Here is a 17,138-nt window from a genome sequence, read left to right on the forward strand (position 1 = left end):
CGTTTCCAATTAATGTTACGATGATACTAATTTCAAATTACCATTACCTTATCTGACATTTCATTTTACATACACAGGAGGTCTTATTTCATGGAACGCTGTTCGTTATGTGGAACACCACTTCGTCAATTCGATACGACTTGTTCGCATTGCCAACATCCTGTTATCAAAAAAGAACAACCAGCTGAACCACCTGTTCCGTCTTCTTCACGGACTTGGCTCATCAGCACCTGTCTTTTGCTCTTTCTCGTCGGAGGAGCCGGTTTCCTGTGGTATTCGCTACAAGATCCCGTTTCCCCTGAAGCCGGTCAGACGCCTAGTGTCGAAGCACTCGCGCTTTCGGAATGGTCCGATGACCAAACAGCGTACAATCAAACGTATTCGAAAGACCGTCCTCCAACGTCCTATGATGTCCTTCGTTTCGTCCGCCAATACACTCGGACGATTCCAGAGCTTGCGACGTATTCAAAGAAATACGATTCCATCGAAACGTTTTCCGCCATCCAGTTTACGACCTTGAAGGTGTTCGAATCCGAGTTCGACCATCTCGAGCAGTTGACGAATGCCGTTGATGCTCCTGTCGCTCCAAGTGTTCTTGCCGTGACATTCCAAAAATTCACGTCAAAAGGTACCACATATCACTTGCGTACACAGGAAACGTACCAAATCACGACAGCAACGGGTTCAAAGCCTGTGACCTACCGTGTCCATTATCGTTTGAAAGTGCATACGGATCATCTGCAAATCATTGATGTCAATCGAACGGAGGTGACCTCATGAAACGAGTGCTCCTCTGTCTGCCCCTTTGTCTCCTGATAGCGTGTTCGCCCGAAACATCCAAGATTCAAGATCAACTCGAACAGCAAACTTACACCCGCGCCGTCGAACAATCGAAACAAGACATTGACGAACCGGCTGCTCGGCTGATGGTTCAGCTTGAGCGACAGCTTGCCGGTTATCAACTGCGTGATGTCTTAAAAACGGCGGAGGCGATCGAACGTCTTCAACTCGCAACGGATCATCCTGTCCGAAAACGAGCAGAAGCCATTGCCCTCAGTGCAAGAGAGACGTTGCAACAAGTCAAACAGTTTGAAGGAACATACGAAGTCGAACGAAGCACACTTGAAGATGAGCCGTTCGACGGAACCGGACGCATCCATGTCTCTTTTGACGAGCAAGATACATTCATCGTGACGCTTCGCTTTGATCAGTTCGGTCTCCCGGACGCGCTCCGAAACGATGAAGAGATCGTCCGTTTCGAACCCGATTTCTCCGCTCGTGTCAGTTTATCCGGAGGACAAGTCAGCTACCGTTTCGTTCGTTCGACGCTCCGCGTGACGTTCGAAGGACCAGGCGGTAAGCGAATCTATCAACTCAAACAACTGTCAGATAAATAACCAGTAAAACGCCGCTTTACTTGAGACGATTGAACTGCTCCCTGTCAAGTAGACAGGACAAATAATAAAAATCCTTTAAACGGCTTGCGCTCTGTATTCTAATGGAGCCAAGCCGTTTAATCGTTGTTGATATCGTTCTTCATTGTAGAAGTAAATATATTTCTGGATTGCGAGTCGGAGTTCGTCGAACTCCGCAAACTTATGTAGATAATAACTTTCGCACTTCAACGCTCCCCAAAAGGACTCCATCGGTCCGTTATCAATACATCTTCCAACCCGAGACATACTTTGTGTAATGCCTGCCACGCGTGTCATATGACGAAACGCATGAGAAGTATATTGAAATCCTCGATCACTATGAAGCAAGGGACGACTTCCGGATGCGCCCTGTAGGGCGTGTTCAAGAGTATCGAACACAAGCTGATTATTATTGGAATGCCCAAGAACGAAGGCACGGATGGATCCATCATATAGGTCCAGAATGGCGCTCAAATACGCCTTCTGAGAGGCGCCATACTTCAGTTCCGTGACATCCGTCACCCATTTTTGGTTCGGTCCTGCGGCGTTGAAATCACGGTTCAGAATGTTCTCTGCAGTCTGTTGAGGGCGATTACGAATATACAAAGGACGTTTCCGGCGTATGACGCAATGAATACCGGCGACATGCATCAGGCGACGGACACGCTTCGCGTTGACGTTTCTTCCGAAACGACGTTTCAGGTTCAATGTCATCCGTCGGTAGCCATAGATTCCGTTCACCGTAAGGTGGATCTCGTTCATCTCTTCGATGATTTTCATGTTCTCCGTCTCACGAGTCTGTGGTATACCAATCCGGCGTAACCACTTGTAGTAGGCAGCGCGCGAGACTCCAGCGAGGTGACACAGGGCGATGATCGGGTAACCAAATTGCTCTACCGATGATTGAATGGCTTCATATTTATCTTGAAGACGAATTTGACTTAACGTGACCTCCTCTCGATCTCCTCTAACTTTTTTAAGAAATCGTTCTCCATGCGTAGACGCTCATTTTCTTTCTCGAGTCGTTTCAGATCCAACGCCAAACGGTCTGTATCCGTCAATTCTTCTACTGGCTTCTGACGTCCGCGACGGTCCATCAGTGCGTCGATTCCGTCCTTCTCGAACTTTCTTACCCAGCTATAAATTTGTTGGTACGAGACCCGATGGGTCTTCATGATGCTTTGATAGTCTTTTCTGTTCTGTATACAGTCCATGACTGCCTGGACACGCTCTTCGAATGTAGTGGTTCTACCTTTAGTCATAGTGGATCGCTCCTTCAATGGTTTCCCTTGAGTACTATGACTAGTATACCTCTCTATCCACTTCGCAAGTAGGCTTCTATCCGAGATATCAAACCGTGCCGTAGCGCTAATAAGCGATTCCTTTTGGTCGAGTACTGCACGTATAGCCTTCATCTTCAGTTCTTCCGGATAACGCGTCCACTCTGTTCGATTACGAAGTGCCATGGAGCCGCCCGTACGATATTTTGTCCTCCATCTATTTAAGGTGGTGACTGAAAGCTCGAAGAGCGAGGCAATCGATTTGATCGAGTCGATTCGGTCTTCACACATCTTAATAATTCGTAGTTTTTCATCTGACGAAAACTTAGATTTAGTCATAGAAAAAGCTCCCTTCAAAAAGTAGACAGTTTTTGTTATTTCAACTGTCTACTTTTTGGGGAGCATATCAGATTCCCGAGTGAAGCAGCGTTTTTTTTATGATTTTAATTTAACGTGTTGCTTGAACGTTCTCATACACCTGCTGACATAATTCATGTGTCGCCAGGCTATCAGAAGCTACGACCGACTCGGACGGTTCCCCTTTGACCGTCCGAAGGAATGCATCCAGCATATCGACGAATCCACGGCGCTTTAGCGTCGCTTCCCAGTTATCGAGCGGATACCGAAGCGTGCCTTGTTTCGTCAATTGATCGAGTGTCGTCACGTCCGTTGCGATTCGTTTTTCTTCCGGCCCCATCACTTCGACGCGTTCTTCCGTGATGCCGTTATTGCGGTTCATGACACCAATCGCCGTAATGCCGTTTGAGACGAATTGAATCGTCACGTGATGCAACCCGCTTGCGTCCTGCTTACTCTTAACGTGCAAATCTTCAATCTCACCGCGTCCTGTCAAGAAACGCAGCGTATCCGCGACATGAATGAAGTCGTCGAACAGAAACGGCTTGGCATCTTCGATGAACGACGTCCGATTCTTTTGCATGAGGACGAGATTCGGATCGTTGACCTCCAGCAAGCGCTGATGCGCTGAAGCGAAGCGACGGTTGAATCCCGTGATGAACGGTAACTGTTTCTCCTCTGACAGACGTGTCAGTTCACGAATCTCTTCGATTTCCATCGAGACCGGCTTATCAACGTAGACGGCGATTCCTGCTTCAAGCGCTTGCCGTGCCTGCTCGGCATGGACGACAGTCGCTGAATGGATCATGACCGCATCGATCCCCTCCTTTACGGCGTCAGCAAACGTCGCGTATGTTCCTGCAAAGCGATAGTCTGCTCGCAATCGTTTTGCTTTCTCTTCATCTCGCGAGATCAGATACACCTCGATATCAGATCTTTCAGCATAGACCGGTAAATAGGCTTTTTGAGCGATATCACCTAGACCAATGACGGCTAATTTCATATGAACTCCTCCTTTTCCACTGTTGCTTACATTCCCTATGATACGTTAATTGACACGAAAAGATGAGAAACAGCCCTTTACAGGCATCAAATTCCTTTTTTTGAAAAGAAGTGAATTTCCTTTTTTTGTTTTATGATAAAACCATATTTGAACAAGGAGGGAATGAGTTTTTATGAAGCGCTTGCTCCGTACTAGTCTTACGCTCTTATTATTGTTCGCTTTGTGTCTTCCCGCCATTCCGGCTCAGGCAGCTAGTTACCAAGTTGTCGTCACTTCGACGATTGGAGCGAACATCCGCTCGAAGCCGAGTACAGCCTCGTCTGCGACGATCGTCCGACGCGCTGCGTACAAGGCAAAATTCACAGCCGTCTCGTATACGAATGGCTGGTATAAGATCAAGGACGGAGGTACATATCGTTATCTATCGAACCAAGTCGCTAAAAAAGTGTCGAGTAGCTCCGTAAAAACGTACAAAATCGTCGTCTACTCGAAAGCTGGAGCGAACGTCCGGACATCACCAAGCACGGCCTCATCAAAGAACATCAAACGACTCGCATCCTACAACTCGAAGTTCAATGCAGTCTCGTACTCGAACGGTTGGTATAAGGTCAAAGGGAAAGTCAATTATTATTACGTCTCTAGCCAAGTTGCCCGAAAAGTGACGACGAGCAGCCCTAAACCATCGAGTGGCAGTTATCCGGTTGCATCGATGCGGTATTTCAAGCTTGGATCGTCAAGTTATCAATTGACGAAAGAAAGCTTCGTCCGCCGTTATCCAGCGAGTACGACGAAACTGTTGACGGGAATCGTCGCGTATGACGAAGCAGCACGTAAAGGCACGCTTGATCAAACGTTCACCCTGACGTCTTCGATGTTATCTGTCCCTGCTGGCAGTAGCGTAGCGGGTTTCCGTGTTGGCGATAAAGTCACGATGCGTCAACTCTTGAACGGGATGCTGATCCGCTCTGGTAATGATGCAGCAAAAGCGATCGCTGTCCGGACAGCAGGTTCTGAATCGAAGTTCGTCTCGTACATGAATAACCGCGCCCGTTCAATCGGAATGAGTGCGAGTCATTTCATGAACCCACACGGTTTCTATCATCCAAGTCATTACACGACAGCTGCTGATATGCAAAAACTCGCGAATACATATGCGAAGTACAGCACGCTCATGACGATCAGTGGACGCAAGTCGTATCAGACGACCGTTAAAGGACCGTATGCACGGACATTGACGTGGTATCATACGAATACGTCGCTTCCAGGAGATACACGTGTTTATGCGAGCAAGACTGGTTACACACCGGAATCTGGCTACACACGCGTCTTCTTCATCAAAAAAGGATCGACACGATATGGTCTCGTCACACTGAAAGGAACGTTGTCCCAAACCGAGACGACACTTCGCTCCGTCTTAAATAAATAATCAACTCATCAACAGTCTGGTTTTCCGTTTCGGGATCCAGACTGTTTTCTTTTTCCTTCAAATTATACTTGCGCTGAAAGCGAATTCATCTTAGAGTTAACTTTAGAATCAGACGTCTGACGTCTTAATGAAGGAGAGTTTTTACGTGGGAAATGTCAGTTTGTTATTTGGGGGCGTTGCGCTCTTTTTAAATAGTTTGACCTTGTTTGGAAAAGTCGATCTCCGTAGTGCTGGTGTCTTCAGTCTCATCACGGGTCTACTGCAAACGTTCATCGCAACGTATCTTGTCATCGGTGCTGTCGGTGATCCGGCGTTAACGTTCGGTTACGCGAGCATTTACTTGTTTGCCTTTACGTATGTGTATGTCGGCATCACATTTCTGTTCAATCTTGACGGAAGCGGTGTCGGTTGGTTTTCCTTGTTCGTTGCGATCGCCGCTTTGTTTTATGCATTTGTCAGCTTCACGACAGCAGACATCATCGGTGGGATGACATGGTTGTTCTGGGTATTGCTCTGGAGCCTGTTTTTCCTTGGGATGGGAATGAATCGTCCGATTGACGCGATCACTGCCCGCGTCGCCCTCGTATTAAGCTGGTTGACGTTGATCGTCCCGGCACTGATCGGTCTTCGGTTTGGCTACTTCAGTACGGCATACCAATGGTTATGGAGCGGTGCTGCCATTCTGACTGTCGTCTATTTCCTCTATACGATGATGAAATTCTCGATGCTTCGGACGATCCGCTCGTCGTGACATGCTAATCGATTCATCAAAAAAAGATGTCTATTTCCGGTCATGAATCGGAGATGGACATCTTTTTACTTGATAGAAAACGCTATTGTTCATCTGCGACTCCTACAGGAAAAGAAAGTGCCATAGGTACTTTCGTCAGGGATGAATCAGACCCGGCAAACTGCATGAAATGTTGGTTGCCGCGGCTGATTTCCCGCCTGAGGAAAGCGCGGATGAGAGGAGCGTTCGTTTCGTTATCAATCAGTCCTGCTAGCGCATTTTTTCTCTCCATGCCAATCACTTCAATGCATTCTGCAGCTGTGCTTGAACCTCTTTCAACGACTTGTTCGTCGGATGCCAGTAATAGATGCCGTCCGATTCGATGCCACCTTTTCCGTCGAGTGATAAGGTCTCGACATTTCGTAAGGCATCCCGGTAGTCCGTCACGACCGTCCGGGCAACGGAAAATGGTACGTTCGTCTTGACGTTTTTCCCGAGGGCGTCGAGGACAGCATTGAAGCGACGAATCGAGAAGTCCTCTGTCATTTTATCGGCGACTGCCTGAACGACTTGCCGTTGGCGGATTTGTCGTCCGAAGTCCCCACGTGGATCATCGTGCCGCATACGAGCATAGGCGAGTGCTTCCTTCCCGTTCAGTAATAGTTCTCCTTTTGGGAACTGCATCTCATAGTACGAAAAATTGATATCGTTCTTGACTCTGACCCCATCCACCGCATTGACGAGATCCGTAAAGCCCGCTAGATTGATCTCAGCGAAATAGTCGATTCGAATCTTTAACAGATGACTGACCGTATCAAGCGCCATCTGTGGACCACCGAAGGCATAGGCATGGTTGATCTTATCATTTGAACCATTGCCGATGATGTCTGTCTTTAAGTCGCGCGGGATGCTGATCATCTGACTGGTATTCGTTTTCGGATCAATCGTCACGACGATGATCGTATCACTCCGTCCTGTCTCATTTTTTCGTTGATCGACGCCGAGTAAGAGAAACGAGAGTCTTTTTTTCTGCTCGACGGTTTTTTCCGTCTCAACGCTTGCTTTGACCGGTACCTGGACTTCTTTGAGCGTCTGACTCGCTTTATGATACACATATCCGCCTGAACGAAAGAGAAGGAGCAGGCAAATCCCCGTAAGTGTCAGTACGATCCATTTCCATTTCTTCATCACCCATTCTCCTTTTCTTCAATTCGAATTCAAGACGGTCGTTTTGCTTCGAGTACCAGTAAAGCATTGCGCCAGCTACCGAACAAGGCAGTGATGACTCCGATGCTTGGCGCATCACGTCCGATACTGAACCGTTGATAACTTGCGATCGTCAGATGCTCTGTTTCCCGAGCGGCTTCAGCAAGTACGTCGAGCACTTCTTCTTCCCGCCAGCGTTTGCGCGGGAATTCGATCCCAATGATTTCAAGTGCGTTTGACCAAGAGCCGTACCGGCGGGCAATCGTTGCGACGGTCGGACGATTTTGACCAGCCGCCCACTTCGTGTAGGTCTGACTCGTCAAGACCGGCAAGACCCCTTGCGCTTCCAGTAATGACTCGATGATCCGTTGTTCCATTTCCTGGACGCGTTCCTTTAAGATATCCGCTTCTGACAATGCCTGCTGCCACGAGTTGAATTGATGGACGATATCCGTCAGGCTTGGTGCTTGTTTCTGTTGTGCCCATTCGCGGTACGTCGCACTCGTGAAAGGATGGAGTTCCTCACGTGCCTGACGCAAGGCGTCAATGATTTCCGATTTCGTGAACGTCAAGCGGGCATGCCCGATGCCTGCTCGTTCCAAAGCGATTTGCCACGATCCAAACAGCATCAGGATTTCCGCGACGCTTGGATGAGTAGTGTGGAGTTGCCAGCGGAAATAGGTATTGGCCGTCAATTCATTCTTCCCGTCCGCAGCGAGACGGAGTGCGTGGATCGCTTCCTCCATATCGCGCATGACGATGTCCCCTTCCCATATATTCATGACTGGACGTTCCGGCGTACGGTCGTCTGTAAAGCATGACGAACGTTTCGGATGACGACGGCTTGTTCAGTGAACGTCATTTGTGAAGCAGACGGAAGGCAGATACCGTCTTCAAACAAACGACGGCTGACGTCAACCCCTTCTGCTGTGACGAATGGTACGTCGCGATAGACGGGTTGTAAGTGCATCGGTTTCCAGACCGGGCGAGACTCGGCATTCGCTTGTTGCAGTGTCTGAATCATCGCATCGCGTTGCGCTTGACCACCCGGTAAAAGAAAGGCACTGAGCCAGCGGTTGGCGAATGTTCCAGGCTGCTCGGCTTGCGACGTGACGCCGTCCGGGGCAAAGGCACGGTCGTAGCGATCAAAGATTTTCCGCCGTGCGTCGACGCGTTGATCGAGGACTTCGAGCTGTCCCCGTCCGATCCCGGCAGCGACATTACTCATTCGGTAATTGTAGCCGACTTCCGTATGCTCATAATGCAAGACCTGCTGTCGCGCCTGTGTTCCGAGATAAAAGGCACGTTCGATCAGAGCCGGATCATTGGCGACAAGCATCCCGCCGCCTGACGTCGTGATGATTTTGTTGCCATTGAATGAATAGATTCCGAACGTTCCGAACGTTCCGGTCATCCGCCCGTTGACACGAGTCCCGAGTGATTCTGCAGCATCCTCGATCAACGGAACATCGTACTCTTCACAGATCGCAGCAATCTCCTCGATTTGCGCGGCGACACCGTACAGATGAACGACGATGACAGCCTTCGGAAGTCGACCACGTGTTGCCGCCTGGATCAACGCCCGCCGGAGTGCGACAGGCGACATGTTCCAGGTCTCTTCTTCCGAGTCGATCAATACAGGTCGCGCTCCGACATACCGAATCGGATTCGTCGAGGCAATGAACGTCAAGGACTGACAGAAGACATCATCCCCCGTCGTGACACCAAGTGTCGCGAGCGCCAGATGGATCGCTGCTGTCCCACTGCTCGTCGCAAGCGTTGCACCAGCTCCTGTGTACGCTTGCATATCTCGTTCAAAGGCATCGACATTTGGTCCAAGAGGGGCGACCCAGTTCGTCTCGAGTGCCTCGGTGACATAACGGGCTTCTTGACCACTTAAATGCGGGATGGAGAGTGGGATGTGTTTCATGATGTTTCCTCCCTTCGAGGTGACAGATGACGAATCGGTGTCCGGTAGAGCGGGAACCAGTGACCCATTTGAGTTTCCGGATGTTGTCGTTCGAATTGTCGCGTTAGACGCTCATAGATCGTGGCATCCAGAATCGACGTGCCGAGTCCAAAAAACGTTTGATTCGCACTAAAGGATCGTTTGTAGGCAAGCAAGCTATCCGTATTCGATCGTGTCGTGCCTCCACCGAGATGAAGCGCTTGAAAACCGGCTTGTTTTGCCCAACGAATCATCTCCGCGAATAACAGATGGTTGGGTCGAAGGACTAAGGATGCGGGATCAGACGCACCGAGGTGATAATGCGCGAACTGGCGACCAGTCAAGACGATACATCCGGCGATGATCCGTCCGTCATGTTCAGCAAGCAACAGGACATTTTTGATTCGTCCGTCCGCGAAGTGATCGAAGTAGGTCTGATCAAAGTAATACCGGGCATCGGCTTGATGTTTGTCCATCGTCATCTGATAGAGACGCGCGAAGTCCCGGTATTCTTCCGGGCGTCCCAGACGAATCGTGACGCCTTCGCGACGCGCCTTCCGGATGTTGCGTCGCGTCATTTGCGAAAAGTCGCTTTCGATCATCTCGAACGGGTCCGTTAGTTCCAGTGTCACGGTCGGCTGCAGGATCTCCGTTTGATGGCACCAGTATTGACCCAGTTCTTGATTGTGCAAGAGTGGATGGAAGCGAACCGTCTCTGTGACGATTCCCGTCTCATTGCAATAGCGTTCGAATCGCTCGCGCGCTTCGCGAATCTGATCGAGTGACCAGATGCCTTTGAAGGAAGGACCCCCATAGCCGTAAGGTGTCGTGATGTCCTCAAAGAGTGTGCCTGGAATCCGTCGCCGCAAGTACGGATAGATCAACGTCCCAAACTCCGTCGGATAATAAAATAACTCAGGAATCTCGTCGTGTTCCTTCGCGAGTTCGAAGTAAGCATGTTCGTAATAACAATCGAGCTGATAGGTCGCGACGAGTGCATCCCATTCGCGCGGATCCCGGATCAACCGTTCATCGCTTAACGACATCATGGGGAACACCTCCGTCGAGACCCTTGAACTCACCCATCCCAGTCTGATGAGCTGTCGAGTTCCCTTCTGACGAGATGACCATCTTGAACGTCTTGAACAAGATATAGAGATCGAGTCGGAATGTCTGATTCGCTGCGTACCATTGATCTTGCTCGAGTCGTTGTTGCCACGTCGTCGCGTTCCGTCCATGAATCTGCGCCCAGCCCGTCAGACCAGGAAGGACATCATGCCGTGTCATCTGCTCCTTCGTATAGTGGTTCAAGTAACTGACGAGTAACGGACGCGGCCCGACGAAGCTCATCTGTCCGCGGAGAATGTTAAAGAACTGCGGAATCTCATCAAGGCTTAAGCGACGAATCCACTCGAGTGATGCGGGAATCCGGTCTGCATCCGGGAGAAGTTTTCCCTCAGCATCCGTTTCGTTCGTCATCGTGCGGAACTTGTAGATTTTGAATAACTCCCCCTTGTAACCCGGGCGGACTTGATTGAAGAAAATCGGACGACCGAGCTTCGTATAGATGACTAAGGCGACGAGGGCGTAGACGGGAATCAGGATCAAGATAGCGATAAGACTAACCGTGAAGTCGAATGTGCGTTTCATGATGACGTCCTCCTTTTACATGGCTGAAAAGAGATCAAGTTGTCGTTTGATGACGTCGGCTTCGTTGAAATGTTTCATGGCACGGTCAAATCCGTTCCGTCCCATCTCGTTGGCACGGTCAGGATGTTCGACGAGTGTGTTCATCCGTTTGGCAAGCTTCGTGATATCGCGGACTTCGATGAGATAGCCTGTCTTCCCCTCGACGACTTCCTCACGACAGCCGCGGATGTTTGTCGCGATGACTGGTTTTGCGCTCGCCATCGCTTCGATGATTGATCGTGGTACGCCTTCGCGATGCGACGGTAAGACGAAGGCATCGACTTGTTGGAACAAACCCGGTACGTCTTCGACGAATCCAAGGTAGTCGACGTTTGGAATCTCGCGGATCCGCCGTAAGAATAAGTGTTTCGTCTTCTGATCGCGCTCGCTTGCCATCATCTCACCGGCAATGACGAGACGGGCTTCCGGGTGACGATAGACGACATCCTCGAATGCATCGAGCAGTTCGAGAATTCCTTTCTCTTCGACGATCCGACCGATGAATAAGAACGTAAACGGCGCTCCGGCTTCACGTGGTCGTGGGTAGAAGCGGGTCAAGTCGATGCCATTTCCGAGATGCATCAGCCGGGTATTCGCTTTAAAGCGTTTGCGCTGGGCGAGTTGATAATCTTCCTCGCTTTGAAGGAGCAGATAATCGGTCGCGAGACGTGCCAACCACTTTTCGACTGAATACGTTAGCTGATACGTCATCCGCCCCATCTTCTCGTGAAAGTAAAAACCGTGTGCCGTATAGACGATATGCTTCGTCCCGGCACGTTTGGCGGCGACCCGTCCAAGGGCAGCGGCGACTGGTGTGTGGACATGGACGGCGTCGTAACCATCCTCTTTCAAGATTCGCGTGATTTCACGGATCGTCCGCCAGTTACTCGTCCAGTCGATTCGCCGCTCGATCGGAATGTCATGCATCCGGAATCCCTTTGCTGCCAGTTTCACCGAGGCACCCGTGTCGGCACAGGCGATGCCGACGTCGTGCCCCGCATTTTGTAAAGCGAGTAAGAGCGGCTGCAACATCGTCTCTGCCGTCGTATCGAGAGCACAGACTTGAAGGATTTTTAGAGGCGCCATACGTGGACCCCCTCCGGTTGTTCTGCTCGTGGCAACATGCCTTTGATGTCGACGACGATGCCGCGACCGACCTTCAGTAAGTGTTGTGCCAGATTCCAACCACCTTCAACGTATTCTTCGTGTGAGACGGCAAAGATGACGACGTCGGCTGGTTTGAGTTCACTCATCTCGAGTAAGTCGATCCCGTACTCACGTTTTGCCTCACTCTTTTCGACGAGTCGGTCCGTCACTTGGACGTCGATTCCGAACTCTTCGATTTCATGAACGAGGTTCGCAACTTTCGAGTTGCGGATGTCGCTGACGTTTTCTTTGAACGATAATCCAAGAATGGTGACCCGGGCGCCGAGCACCGGCATGTTCTGTTTGATCAGGTTCTTGACGAGCGCTGTGGCGATGAAACGCCCCATCGTATCGTTGATCCGGCGACCGGCAAGGATGACTTCCGGATGGTAGCCGAGTGACTCCGCCTTCATCGTCAGATAGAACGGATCGACACCGATACAGTGACCGCCGACGAGACCCGGACGGAACGGGAGGAAGTTCCATTTCGTACCGGCTGCTTCGAGGACTTCGAGCGTATCGATGTTCATCCGGTCGAAGATGATTGCGAGTTCGTTCATCAAGGCGATGTTGAGGTCGCGTTGTGTGTTTTCGATGATTTTTGCTGCTTCCGCGACCTTGATCGATGAGGCACGGTGGACACCGGCTTCGACGACAGCTTCATAAACTTCCGCGACGATATCCAGTGTTTGTTCATCTTGGGCGGAGACGATTTTTTTAATCGTCTTGAACGTGTGCTCATGGTCACCCGGGTTGATCCGCTCCGGTGAGTAGCCGACGAAGAAGTCGACACCAGCGCATAAGCCGGACGCTTCTTCAAGAACCGGGATACAATCTTCTTCCGTAGCTCCTGGGTAGACGGTCGACTCGTAGACGACGATGTCGCCTTTATTGAGCTGGCGACCCACGAGGTGCGACGCCCGTAAGAGTGGTGTCAGGTCCGGCTGGTTCTGTGCATTGATCGGGGTCGGAACGGCGATGATGATGAAGTCGCTCGCCTGCAGTGCCGATGGATCTGAGACATAATCGACGGTTGCGTTCTTCAACGTGAAGGGACTCAGTTCGAGTGTCGCGTCGATGCCTTCTTGAAGTTCTTGGATTCGTTGTTCCTTGATGTCAAAGCCGATCACGCCCGTCTTTTCACCGAACGCAACGGCAACGGGAAGTCCGACGTAGCCGAGTCCGACGACGGCAATCGAACGGTTGGCAATGGGAAGTGCACCCGTATGGGCTGCTGTCGTATCTACGATGTGTTTGACTGCCTTGTTCATGTTGGGTTCCTCCTATTTCATCGACTGTTTGACGATCAATGTTTTTCCGTTCGGTTCTTGTTTGACGTGTTCGACGGGTTCGAGGACGATTTTCATCTCGGAGCCGAGTAACTTGCGCATTTCGTTCAAGAGAATCTGTTCGTGCTTCGGTTGGAAACGTTTCGCATCCGGAATATAGCGGAGTGTCACGTGATTGAGCGCATGCTGCTCGACTTGGAGCCGTAAGACTGAGTTCGGCAGTTCCCGGGCAATCGTCGTGATGTCTCCTTCGAAGACTTTGCCGCGCTTCTCACTGACGATGTAGCTCGTTCCCCGTCCGTCGATCGAAGCGATGACAGGACCATTCAAACCGCAATTGCATGTCTCGTCACTAAGTGTCATCCGGTCACCGATCCGGTAACGAATCAGCGGTGTGCCGCGTGTCGTAAAACAGGTGACGACGACTTCTCCGTCCTCTCCATACGGTTCGATGATGCCAGTTTCGTGGTGCAGATGCAGTTTATGATGGCGACACTCTGAGATGATTGGTGCCCCTTCCGAGGAACCGTATTGATCAAAGACCGGGACGCCGAACGCTTCCTCAAGGATGGAGCGCATCTCCTCCGTCACCGTTTCTGATGTCGGGAAGATGGCAATCAGCGGGATATCCAGTTTAATGTGGTGTTTCAGCATATAACGGGCGATTTCGACCATCGCCGTCGGTGTTCCGTCGAGTGCGCGTGGTTGAAAACGATTCAGCTCCTCGATATAAGCTGGGAAGTTCTCTTCCTTCATGTGAAAGATCGAGACGAGCAACTGATTGAGTGGCCGGTTCATCCGCCAGAAGATCGGTTTCGTTTGATCGACGGCTGTCAGCGTCCGACCGGTGAAGCTTGCCCGGCGCATTCCGGCCTTGAAACCGTGGAGTTCCTTGAAGTAATCAAGATGGGCCATCCGTTCCTGGACATCCTCGCGCATGAACGCGACTTGGAGCGACTTTCCGCTCGTTCCTCCTGTCCGTCCGCGGACCGGCGCATCGACACGGGACATGAACGCATCATTGTTTTGGCGAAGCGTCTCTTTTTCAAGGATCGGAATCGTCTTCAGCTGCTCGAGTGACGTAAACGGTAACTGGATGTCATGTTCGTGAAAGAGTTGTCTGTAATACGGTGTATGCGCCACAACAAACGCGAGAAAGGCATTCAGACGTTCGAGTTGTTCCGCTTGGTAATCCCGCGTCCGGTCCTTCATCCGGAGCTCCTTCATCTTTTGCTCATAGAAGTGACCGTAGCGTTCTTGCATCAACTTCCGACCGTATAACGAGGTCAGCCAATTTTGGATGAAAATTGGAGAGCGATAGTAGATATTCTCTTTAAGCGCCATCTTGGATTTCCTCCTTCATCAAGTAATGGCTCTCGTACCAGTCGATGAATGCATTGACACCAGCTTCGACCGTCGTCTGTGGTCGGTAGCCGATTGTCTCAAATAGTGAGGAGACATCGGCGAAACTTTCCGGGACGTCACCCGGCTGTAACGGCATCCCGTTCTTGATCGCCGTCTTACCGAGCCGTCGTTCAATCAAGGCGACGAATTCACTTAAGCGAATCGGGCTATGACTACCGATGTTGTAGACGCGATACGGGACGTTACTACGATCCGGTAAGGGATTTGACGCGTCAAACGTCGCGTCGACTTCCGGTTCAGTCTGGAACAGACGATAGATGCTTTCGATGATATCGTCGACGTAGGTGAAGTCCCGTCCCATCTCGCCGTAGTTGTAGAGATCGATTGGTTCGCCCTTCGCAATTGCCTCCGTGAATTTGAACAGTGCCATATCCGGGCGCCCCCATGGACCGTAGACGCTGAAGAAGCGAAGCCCTGTCGTCTTGATGCCGTAAAGGCTGCTATACGTATGCGCCATCAGTTCGTTCGCTTTCTTTGAAGCGGCATAAAGACTTAGCGGATGATCGACGGCATCCGTCGTCGCGAACGGCATCTTCGTATTCGATCCATAGACGGAACTTGAGGAAGCGTAAATCAATTGTTCGACGGGATGATGGCGACACGCTTCTAGAATCGAGAGAAAACCGACGATGTTTGATGTCATGTAGACGTCTGGTCGGTCGATGCTGTAGCGTACGCCTGCCTGTGCTGCCAAGTGGAGAACGAGATCAATTGATTCCTGTTCAAAGATTCGCGCGACGTCTCCCGTCTCTTCGAGCGAGACCCGGTAAAACGTGTAGTTCGTGCCGAGTTCAGCAAGTCGGGCTTCTTTTAACGTCGGGTCGTAATAGTCGTTTACTTCATCGAGTCCGATGACCCGGTAACCCTCCCGGATAAAACGACGTGCGGCATGAAATCCAATGAAGCCAGCGATACCAGTGATTAAGATCGTTTTATTCGGCACGGTGTTCGACCTCCTCGAAGTAGTGGCGCGCTTGCAGGCGCATGTAGTGAACGGATGTATAGACGATGAGTAACATCGGGAACAACTTATACCGGTGTCGAATGGCCGTTCCGACGTTGCCGGTTCCAAGACCGAAGATCAACGCGTTGAGTGCAAAAAGAAGGAAAAAGAAGAAGAGGACGCTGACGAACGGATGCTGACGAATCAGTTTGAACGACCGAATGATGGCAAAACAACCGATGAAATAGAAGACGGCGTCAAGGAAGAAAATCAGGATGTTCATGACACTCGACCACTGCCACGGGAATGGTGAGAACAGGAAGTAGATCATCCGGATCGGTGAGTAGAGAATCATGTCGCCTGGACCTGTCACCGTCAATCCGTTCAAGTAAGCGGAGCCGCCACGATCGTAACTCATCCCGCTGAACAGCTGTCCGTTTTCCGAGACGTGGGTGAACTTCGCGAACAAGACGTCTTGGAAGCTGTAGACGATGAAGCCGACGACGAGTACTTGGAAAATTAGTCGCTGTACCTTGGTCGGTTCAAAGTCCATGCGTCGTGTCTCATGGCTATAAAACGAGAAGTAGACGAGTAAGACGACGATTCCAACGGCAAGACCGGAGTGGAACATCGTACTGACGAAGTAGCCGAGATACGCGAGAATCATGTACCTGCCGGACTTCTCTTCCGTCCAATGCACCATGTAATAAAGCGTGTAGACGATACCAAGAGCGACGATCTGATCCCGTAAGAGAATCGGTGAGAGCAACAATCCTTGCGGGAAGAACGCGAAGATGAGTGTTGCACCGAAGACGTATCGTTCCGGTAAACGTAATCGCTGTAACGTCTTTGCTAGAATGACGACGGCGACGACGCCAAGGATGACGTTGAAGAACTGAGCTAGGATTCGTTCCGGTCCGAACATCAGATAGAAGATTCCGAGAAACTTGGAATAGGTGCCGCGGACGACATCATTGAAGGTCGACGGGTCGGTGAAGATTTGGACACCTTCGAGATGAAAGGCTTCCGTATCGTCCCCACTGTGCGGTGGTAAGCGGAACAGTTCGAGATCGATGAACATCAAAACCAATCGGACGAAGAAAGCGGTGATGAAGACAAGATAGAGCGGCGTCGTCTCGGCTTGGCGGAGTAGGTAATAGAGAAACAACACCGAGTTGATGAGCAGCAAGGCGGTCACGTACGTGTCCGGGAAGAGCGACCGGGCGAATTGACAAACGAGCGCTTCAATGACGATGAGTAAGAGAATGGGTCGCATCTTCT

The 17,138-nt window shown here is 50.7% G+C and carries 16 protein-coding genes; 4 read left to right on the forward strand and 12 right to left on the reverse strand.

Annotated features, from left to right (window positions below; genetic code table 11):
* The first annotated feature begins 90 nt into the window (after positions 1 to 90).
* Together MKY22_RS13560 and MKY22_RS13565 are read left to right on the forward strand one after the other, a co-directional pair.
* Positions 91 to 780 carry a hypothetical protein gene (locus MKY22_RS13560; protein WP_341089226.1) on the forward strand — a complete coding sequence of 230 codons (690 nt, stop codon included), beginning with the start codon at positions 91 to 93 and terminating at the stop codon, positions 778 to 780.
* The gene (locus MKY22_RS13565; protein ID WP_312085556.1) at positions 777 to 1,397 is read left to right on the forward strand and encodes a hypothetical protein; all 621 of its coding nucleotides are present in this window, start codon (positions 777 to 779) and stop codon (positions 1,395 to 1,397) included. Before MKY22_RS13560 ends, MKY22_RS13565 begins: the two co-directional genes overlap by 4 nt.
* Before the next feature lie 75 nt (positions 1,398 to 1,472).
* Here MKY22_RS13565 and MKY22_RS13570 read toward each other — a convergent pair.
* A protein-coding gene (locus MKY22_RS13570; protein WP_341086024.1) for an IS3 family transposase occupies positions 1,473 to 3,034 on the reverse strand; the annotation gives its coding sequence in 2 pieces (ribosomal slippage) (positions 1,473 to 2,404 and positions 2,404 to 3,034; 1,563 coding nt in all).
* A 109-nt stretch (positions 3,035 to 3,143) separates the two neighbouring features.
* Positions 3,144 to 4,055 (reverse strand): Gfo/Idh/MocA family protein, encoded by a 912-nt coding sequence (locus tag MKY22_RS13575; protein ID WP_341089234.1) that lies wholly within the window; start codon positions 4,053 to 4,055, stop codon positions 3,144 to 3,146.
* Between the two features lie 172 nt (positions 4,056 to 4,227).
* On the opposite strand from MKY22_RS13575, the gene MKY22_RS13580 reads away from it, so the two are divergent.
* Both MKY22_RS13580 and MKY22_RS13585 read left to right on the forward strand, forming a co-directional pair.
* Positions 4,228 to 5,481 carry an SH3 domain-containing protein gene (locus tag MKY22_RS13580; RefSeq protein WP_290756660.1) on the forward strand — a complete coding sequence of 418 codons (1,254 nt, stop codon included), beginning with the start codon at positions 4,228 to 4,230 and terminating at the stop codon, positions 5,479 to 5,481.
* Positions 5,482 to 5,626: 145 nt separating this feature from the next.
* Complete coding sequence (locus MKY22_RS13585) at positions 5,627 to 6,232, forward strand: AmiS/UreI family transporter (protein WP_290756657.1); 606 nt, start codon at positions 5,627 to 5,629, stop codon at positions 6,230 to 6,232.
* 276 nt (positions 6,233 to 6,508) lie between these two features.
* On the opposite strand, the gene MKY22_RS13590 is transcribed toward MKY22_RS13585, so the two are convergent.
* From MKY22_RS13590 to MKY22_RS13635, 10 genes are read right to left on the reverse strand one after another with little or no spacing between them, the layout of a single operon-like run.
* Positions 6,509 to 7,399 carry an LCP family glycopolymer transferase gene (locus tag MKY22_RS13590; RefSeq protein WP_341089240.1) on the reverse strand — a complete coding sequence of 297 codons (891 nt, stop codon included), beginning with the start codon at positions 7,397 to 7,399 and terminating at the stop codon, positions 6,509 to 6,511.
* Between the two features lie 29 nt (positions 7,400 to 7,428).
* Positions 7,429 to 8,199: a hypothetical protein gene (locus MKY22_RS13595; RefSeq protein WP_341089242.1), complete on the reverse strand. Its 771-nt coding sequence runs from the start codon at positions 8,197 to 8,199 to the stop codon at positions 7,429 to 7,431.
* The gene (locus MKY22_RS13600) at positions 8,196 to 9,347 is read right to left on the reverse strand and encodes an aminotransferase class I/II-fold pyridoxal phosphate-dependent enzyme (protein ID WP_312085502.1); all 1,152 of its coding nucleotides are present in this window, start codon (positions 9,345 to 9,347) and stop codon (positions 8,196 to 8,198) included. The genes MKY22_RS13595 and MKY22_RS13600 overlap by 4 nt, the downstream gene beginning before the upstream one ends.
* Positions 9,344 to 10,414 carry a lipid II:glycine glycyltransferase FemX gene (locus MKY22_RS13605; RefSeq protein WP_312450616.1) on the reverse strand — a complete coding sequence of 357 codons (1,071 nt, stop codon included), beginning with the start codon at positions 10,412 to 10,414 and terminating at the stop codon, positions 9,344 to 9,346. The genes MKY22_RS13600 and MKY22_RS13605 overlap by 4 nt, the downstream gene beginning before the upstream one ends.
* A complete protein-coding gene (locus tag MKY22_RS13610; RefSeq protein ID WP_290752713.1) occupies positions 10,395 to 11,015 on the reverse strand; it encodes a sugar transferase in 621 nt (206 codons plus the stop codon). Before MKY22_RS13610 ends, MKY22_RS13605 begins: the two co-directional genes overlap by 20 nt.
* A 15-nt stretch (positions 11,016 to 11,030) precedes the next feature.
* Positions 11,031 to 12,140, reverse strand: coding sequence for a glycosyltransferase family 4 protein (locus MKY22_RS13615; protein WP_312450613.1), 1,110 nt, complete (start codon positions 12,138 to 12,140; stop codon positions 11,031 to 11,033).
* A complete protein-coding gene (locus MKY22_RS13620) occupies positions 12,128 to 13,471 on the reverse strand; it encodes a nucleotide sugar dehydrogenase (protein WP_035410385.1) in 1,344 nt (447 codons plus the stop codon). The genes MKY22_RS13615 and MKY22_RS13620 overlap by 13 nt, the downstream gene beginning before the upstream one ends.
* Positions 13,472 to 13,483: 12 nt before the next feature.
* Positions 13,484 to 14,833, reverse strand: coding sequence for a phenylacetate--CoA ligase family protein (locus MKY22_RS13625; RefSeq protein ID WP_341089257.1), 1,350 nt, complete (start codon positions 14,831 to 14,833; stop codon positions 13,484 to 13,486).
* Entirely contained in the window at positions 14,823 to 15,857 is a 1,035-nt protein-coding gene (locus MKY22_RS13630) for an NAD-dependent epimerase (RefSeq protein WP_341089259.1), read from the reverse strand. The genes MKY22_RS13625 and MKY22_RS13630 overlap by 11 nt, the downstream gene beginning before the upstream one ends.
* The gene (locus MKY22_RS13635; RefSeq protein ID WP_312066932.1) at positions 15,847 to 17,133 is read right to left on the reverse strand and encodes a hypothetical protein; all 1,287 of its coding nucleotides are present in this window, start codon (positions 17,131 to 17,133) and stop codon (positions 15,847 to 15,849) included. The genes MKY22_RS13630 and MKY22_RS13635 overlap by 11 nt, the downstream gene beginning before the upstream one ends.
* Positions 17,134 to 17,138: the final 5 nt, after the last annotated feature.

Source organism: Exiguobacterium sp. FSL W8-0210 (assembly GCF_038006045.1).
GTDB lineage: Bacteria > Bacillota > Bacilli > Exiguobacteriales > Exiguobacteriaceae > Exiguobacterium_A.

What these genes read in the sequence shown, in the direction of transcription:
- MKY22_RS13580 (WP_290756660.1), top strand. Translation starts at nt 4,228, where the DNA reads ATGAAGCGCTTGCTCCGTACTAGTCTTACGCTCTTATTATTGTTCGCT.
- MKY22_RS13590 (WP_341089240.1), bottom strand. Translation starts at nt 7,399, where the DNA reads ATGAAGAAATGGAAATGGATCGTACTGACACTTACGGGGATTTGCCTG.
- MKY22_RS13595 (WP_341089242.1), bottom strand. Translation starts at nt 8,199, where the DNA reads ATGAATATATGGGAAGGGGACATCGTCATGCGCGATATGGAGGAAGCG.
- MKY22_RS13635 (WP_312066932.1), bottom strand. Translation starts at nt 17,133, where the DNA reads ATGCGACCCATTCTCTTACTCATCGTCATTGAAGCGCTCGTTTGTCAA.
- MKY22_RS13600 (WP_312085502.1), bottom strand. Translation starts at nt 9,347, where the DNA reads ATGAAACACATCCCACTCTCCATCCCGCATTTAAGTGGTCAAGAAGCC.
- MKY22_RS13565 (WP_312085556.1), top strand. Translation starts at nt 777, where the DNA reads ATGAAACGAGTGCTCCTCTGTCTGCCCCTTTGTCTCCTGATAGCGTGT.
- MKY22_RS13620 (WP_035410385.1), bottom strand. Translation starts at nt 13,471, where the DNA reads ATGAACAAGGCAGTCAAACACATCGTAGATACGACAGCAGCCCATACG.
- MKY22_RS13625 (WP_341089257.1), bottom strand. Translation starts at nt 14,833, where the DNA reads ATGGCGCTTAAAGAGAATATCTACTATCGCTCTCCAATTTTCATCCAA.
- MKY22_RS13605 (WP_312450616.1), bottom strand. Translation starts at nt 10,414, where the DNA reads ATGATGTCGTTAAGCGATGAACGGTTGATCCGGGATCCGCGCGAATGG.
- MKY22_RS13575 (WP_341089234.1), bottom strand. Translation starts at nt 4,055, where the DNA reads ATGAAATTAGCCGTCATTGGTCTAGGTGATATCGCTCAAAAAGCCTAT.
- MKY22_RS13615 (WP_312450613.1), bottom strand. Translation starts at nt 12,140, where the DNA reads ATGGCGCCTCTAAAAATCCTTCAAGTCTGTGCTCTCGATACGACGGCA.
- MKY22_RS13560 (WP_341089226.1), top strand. Translation starts at nt 91, where the DNA reads ATGGAACGCTGTTCGTTATGTGGAACACCACTTCGTCAATTCGATACG.
- MKY22_RS13610 (WP_290752713.1), bottom strand. Translation starts at nt 11,015, where the DNA reads ATGAAACGCACATTCGACTTCACGGTTAGTCTTATCGCTATCTTGATC.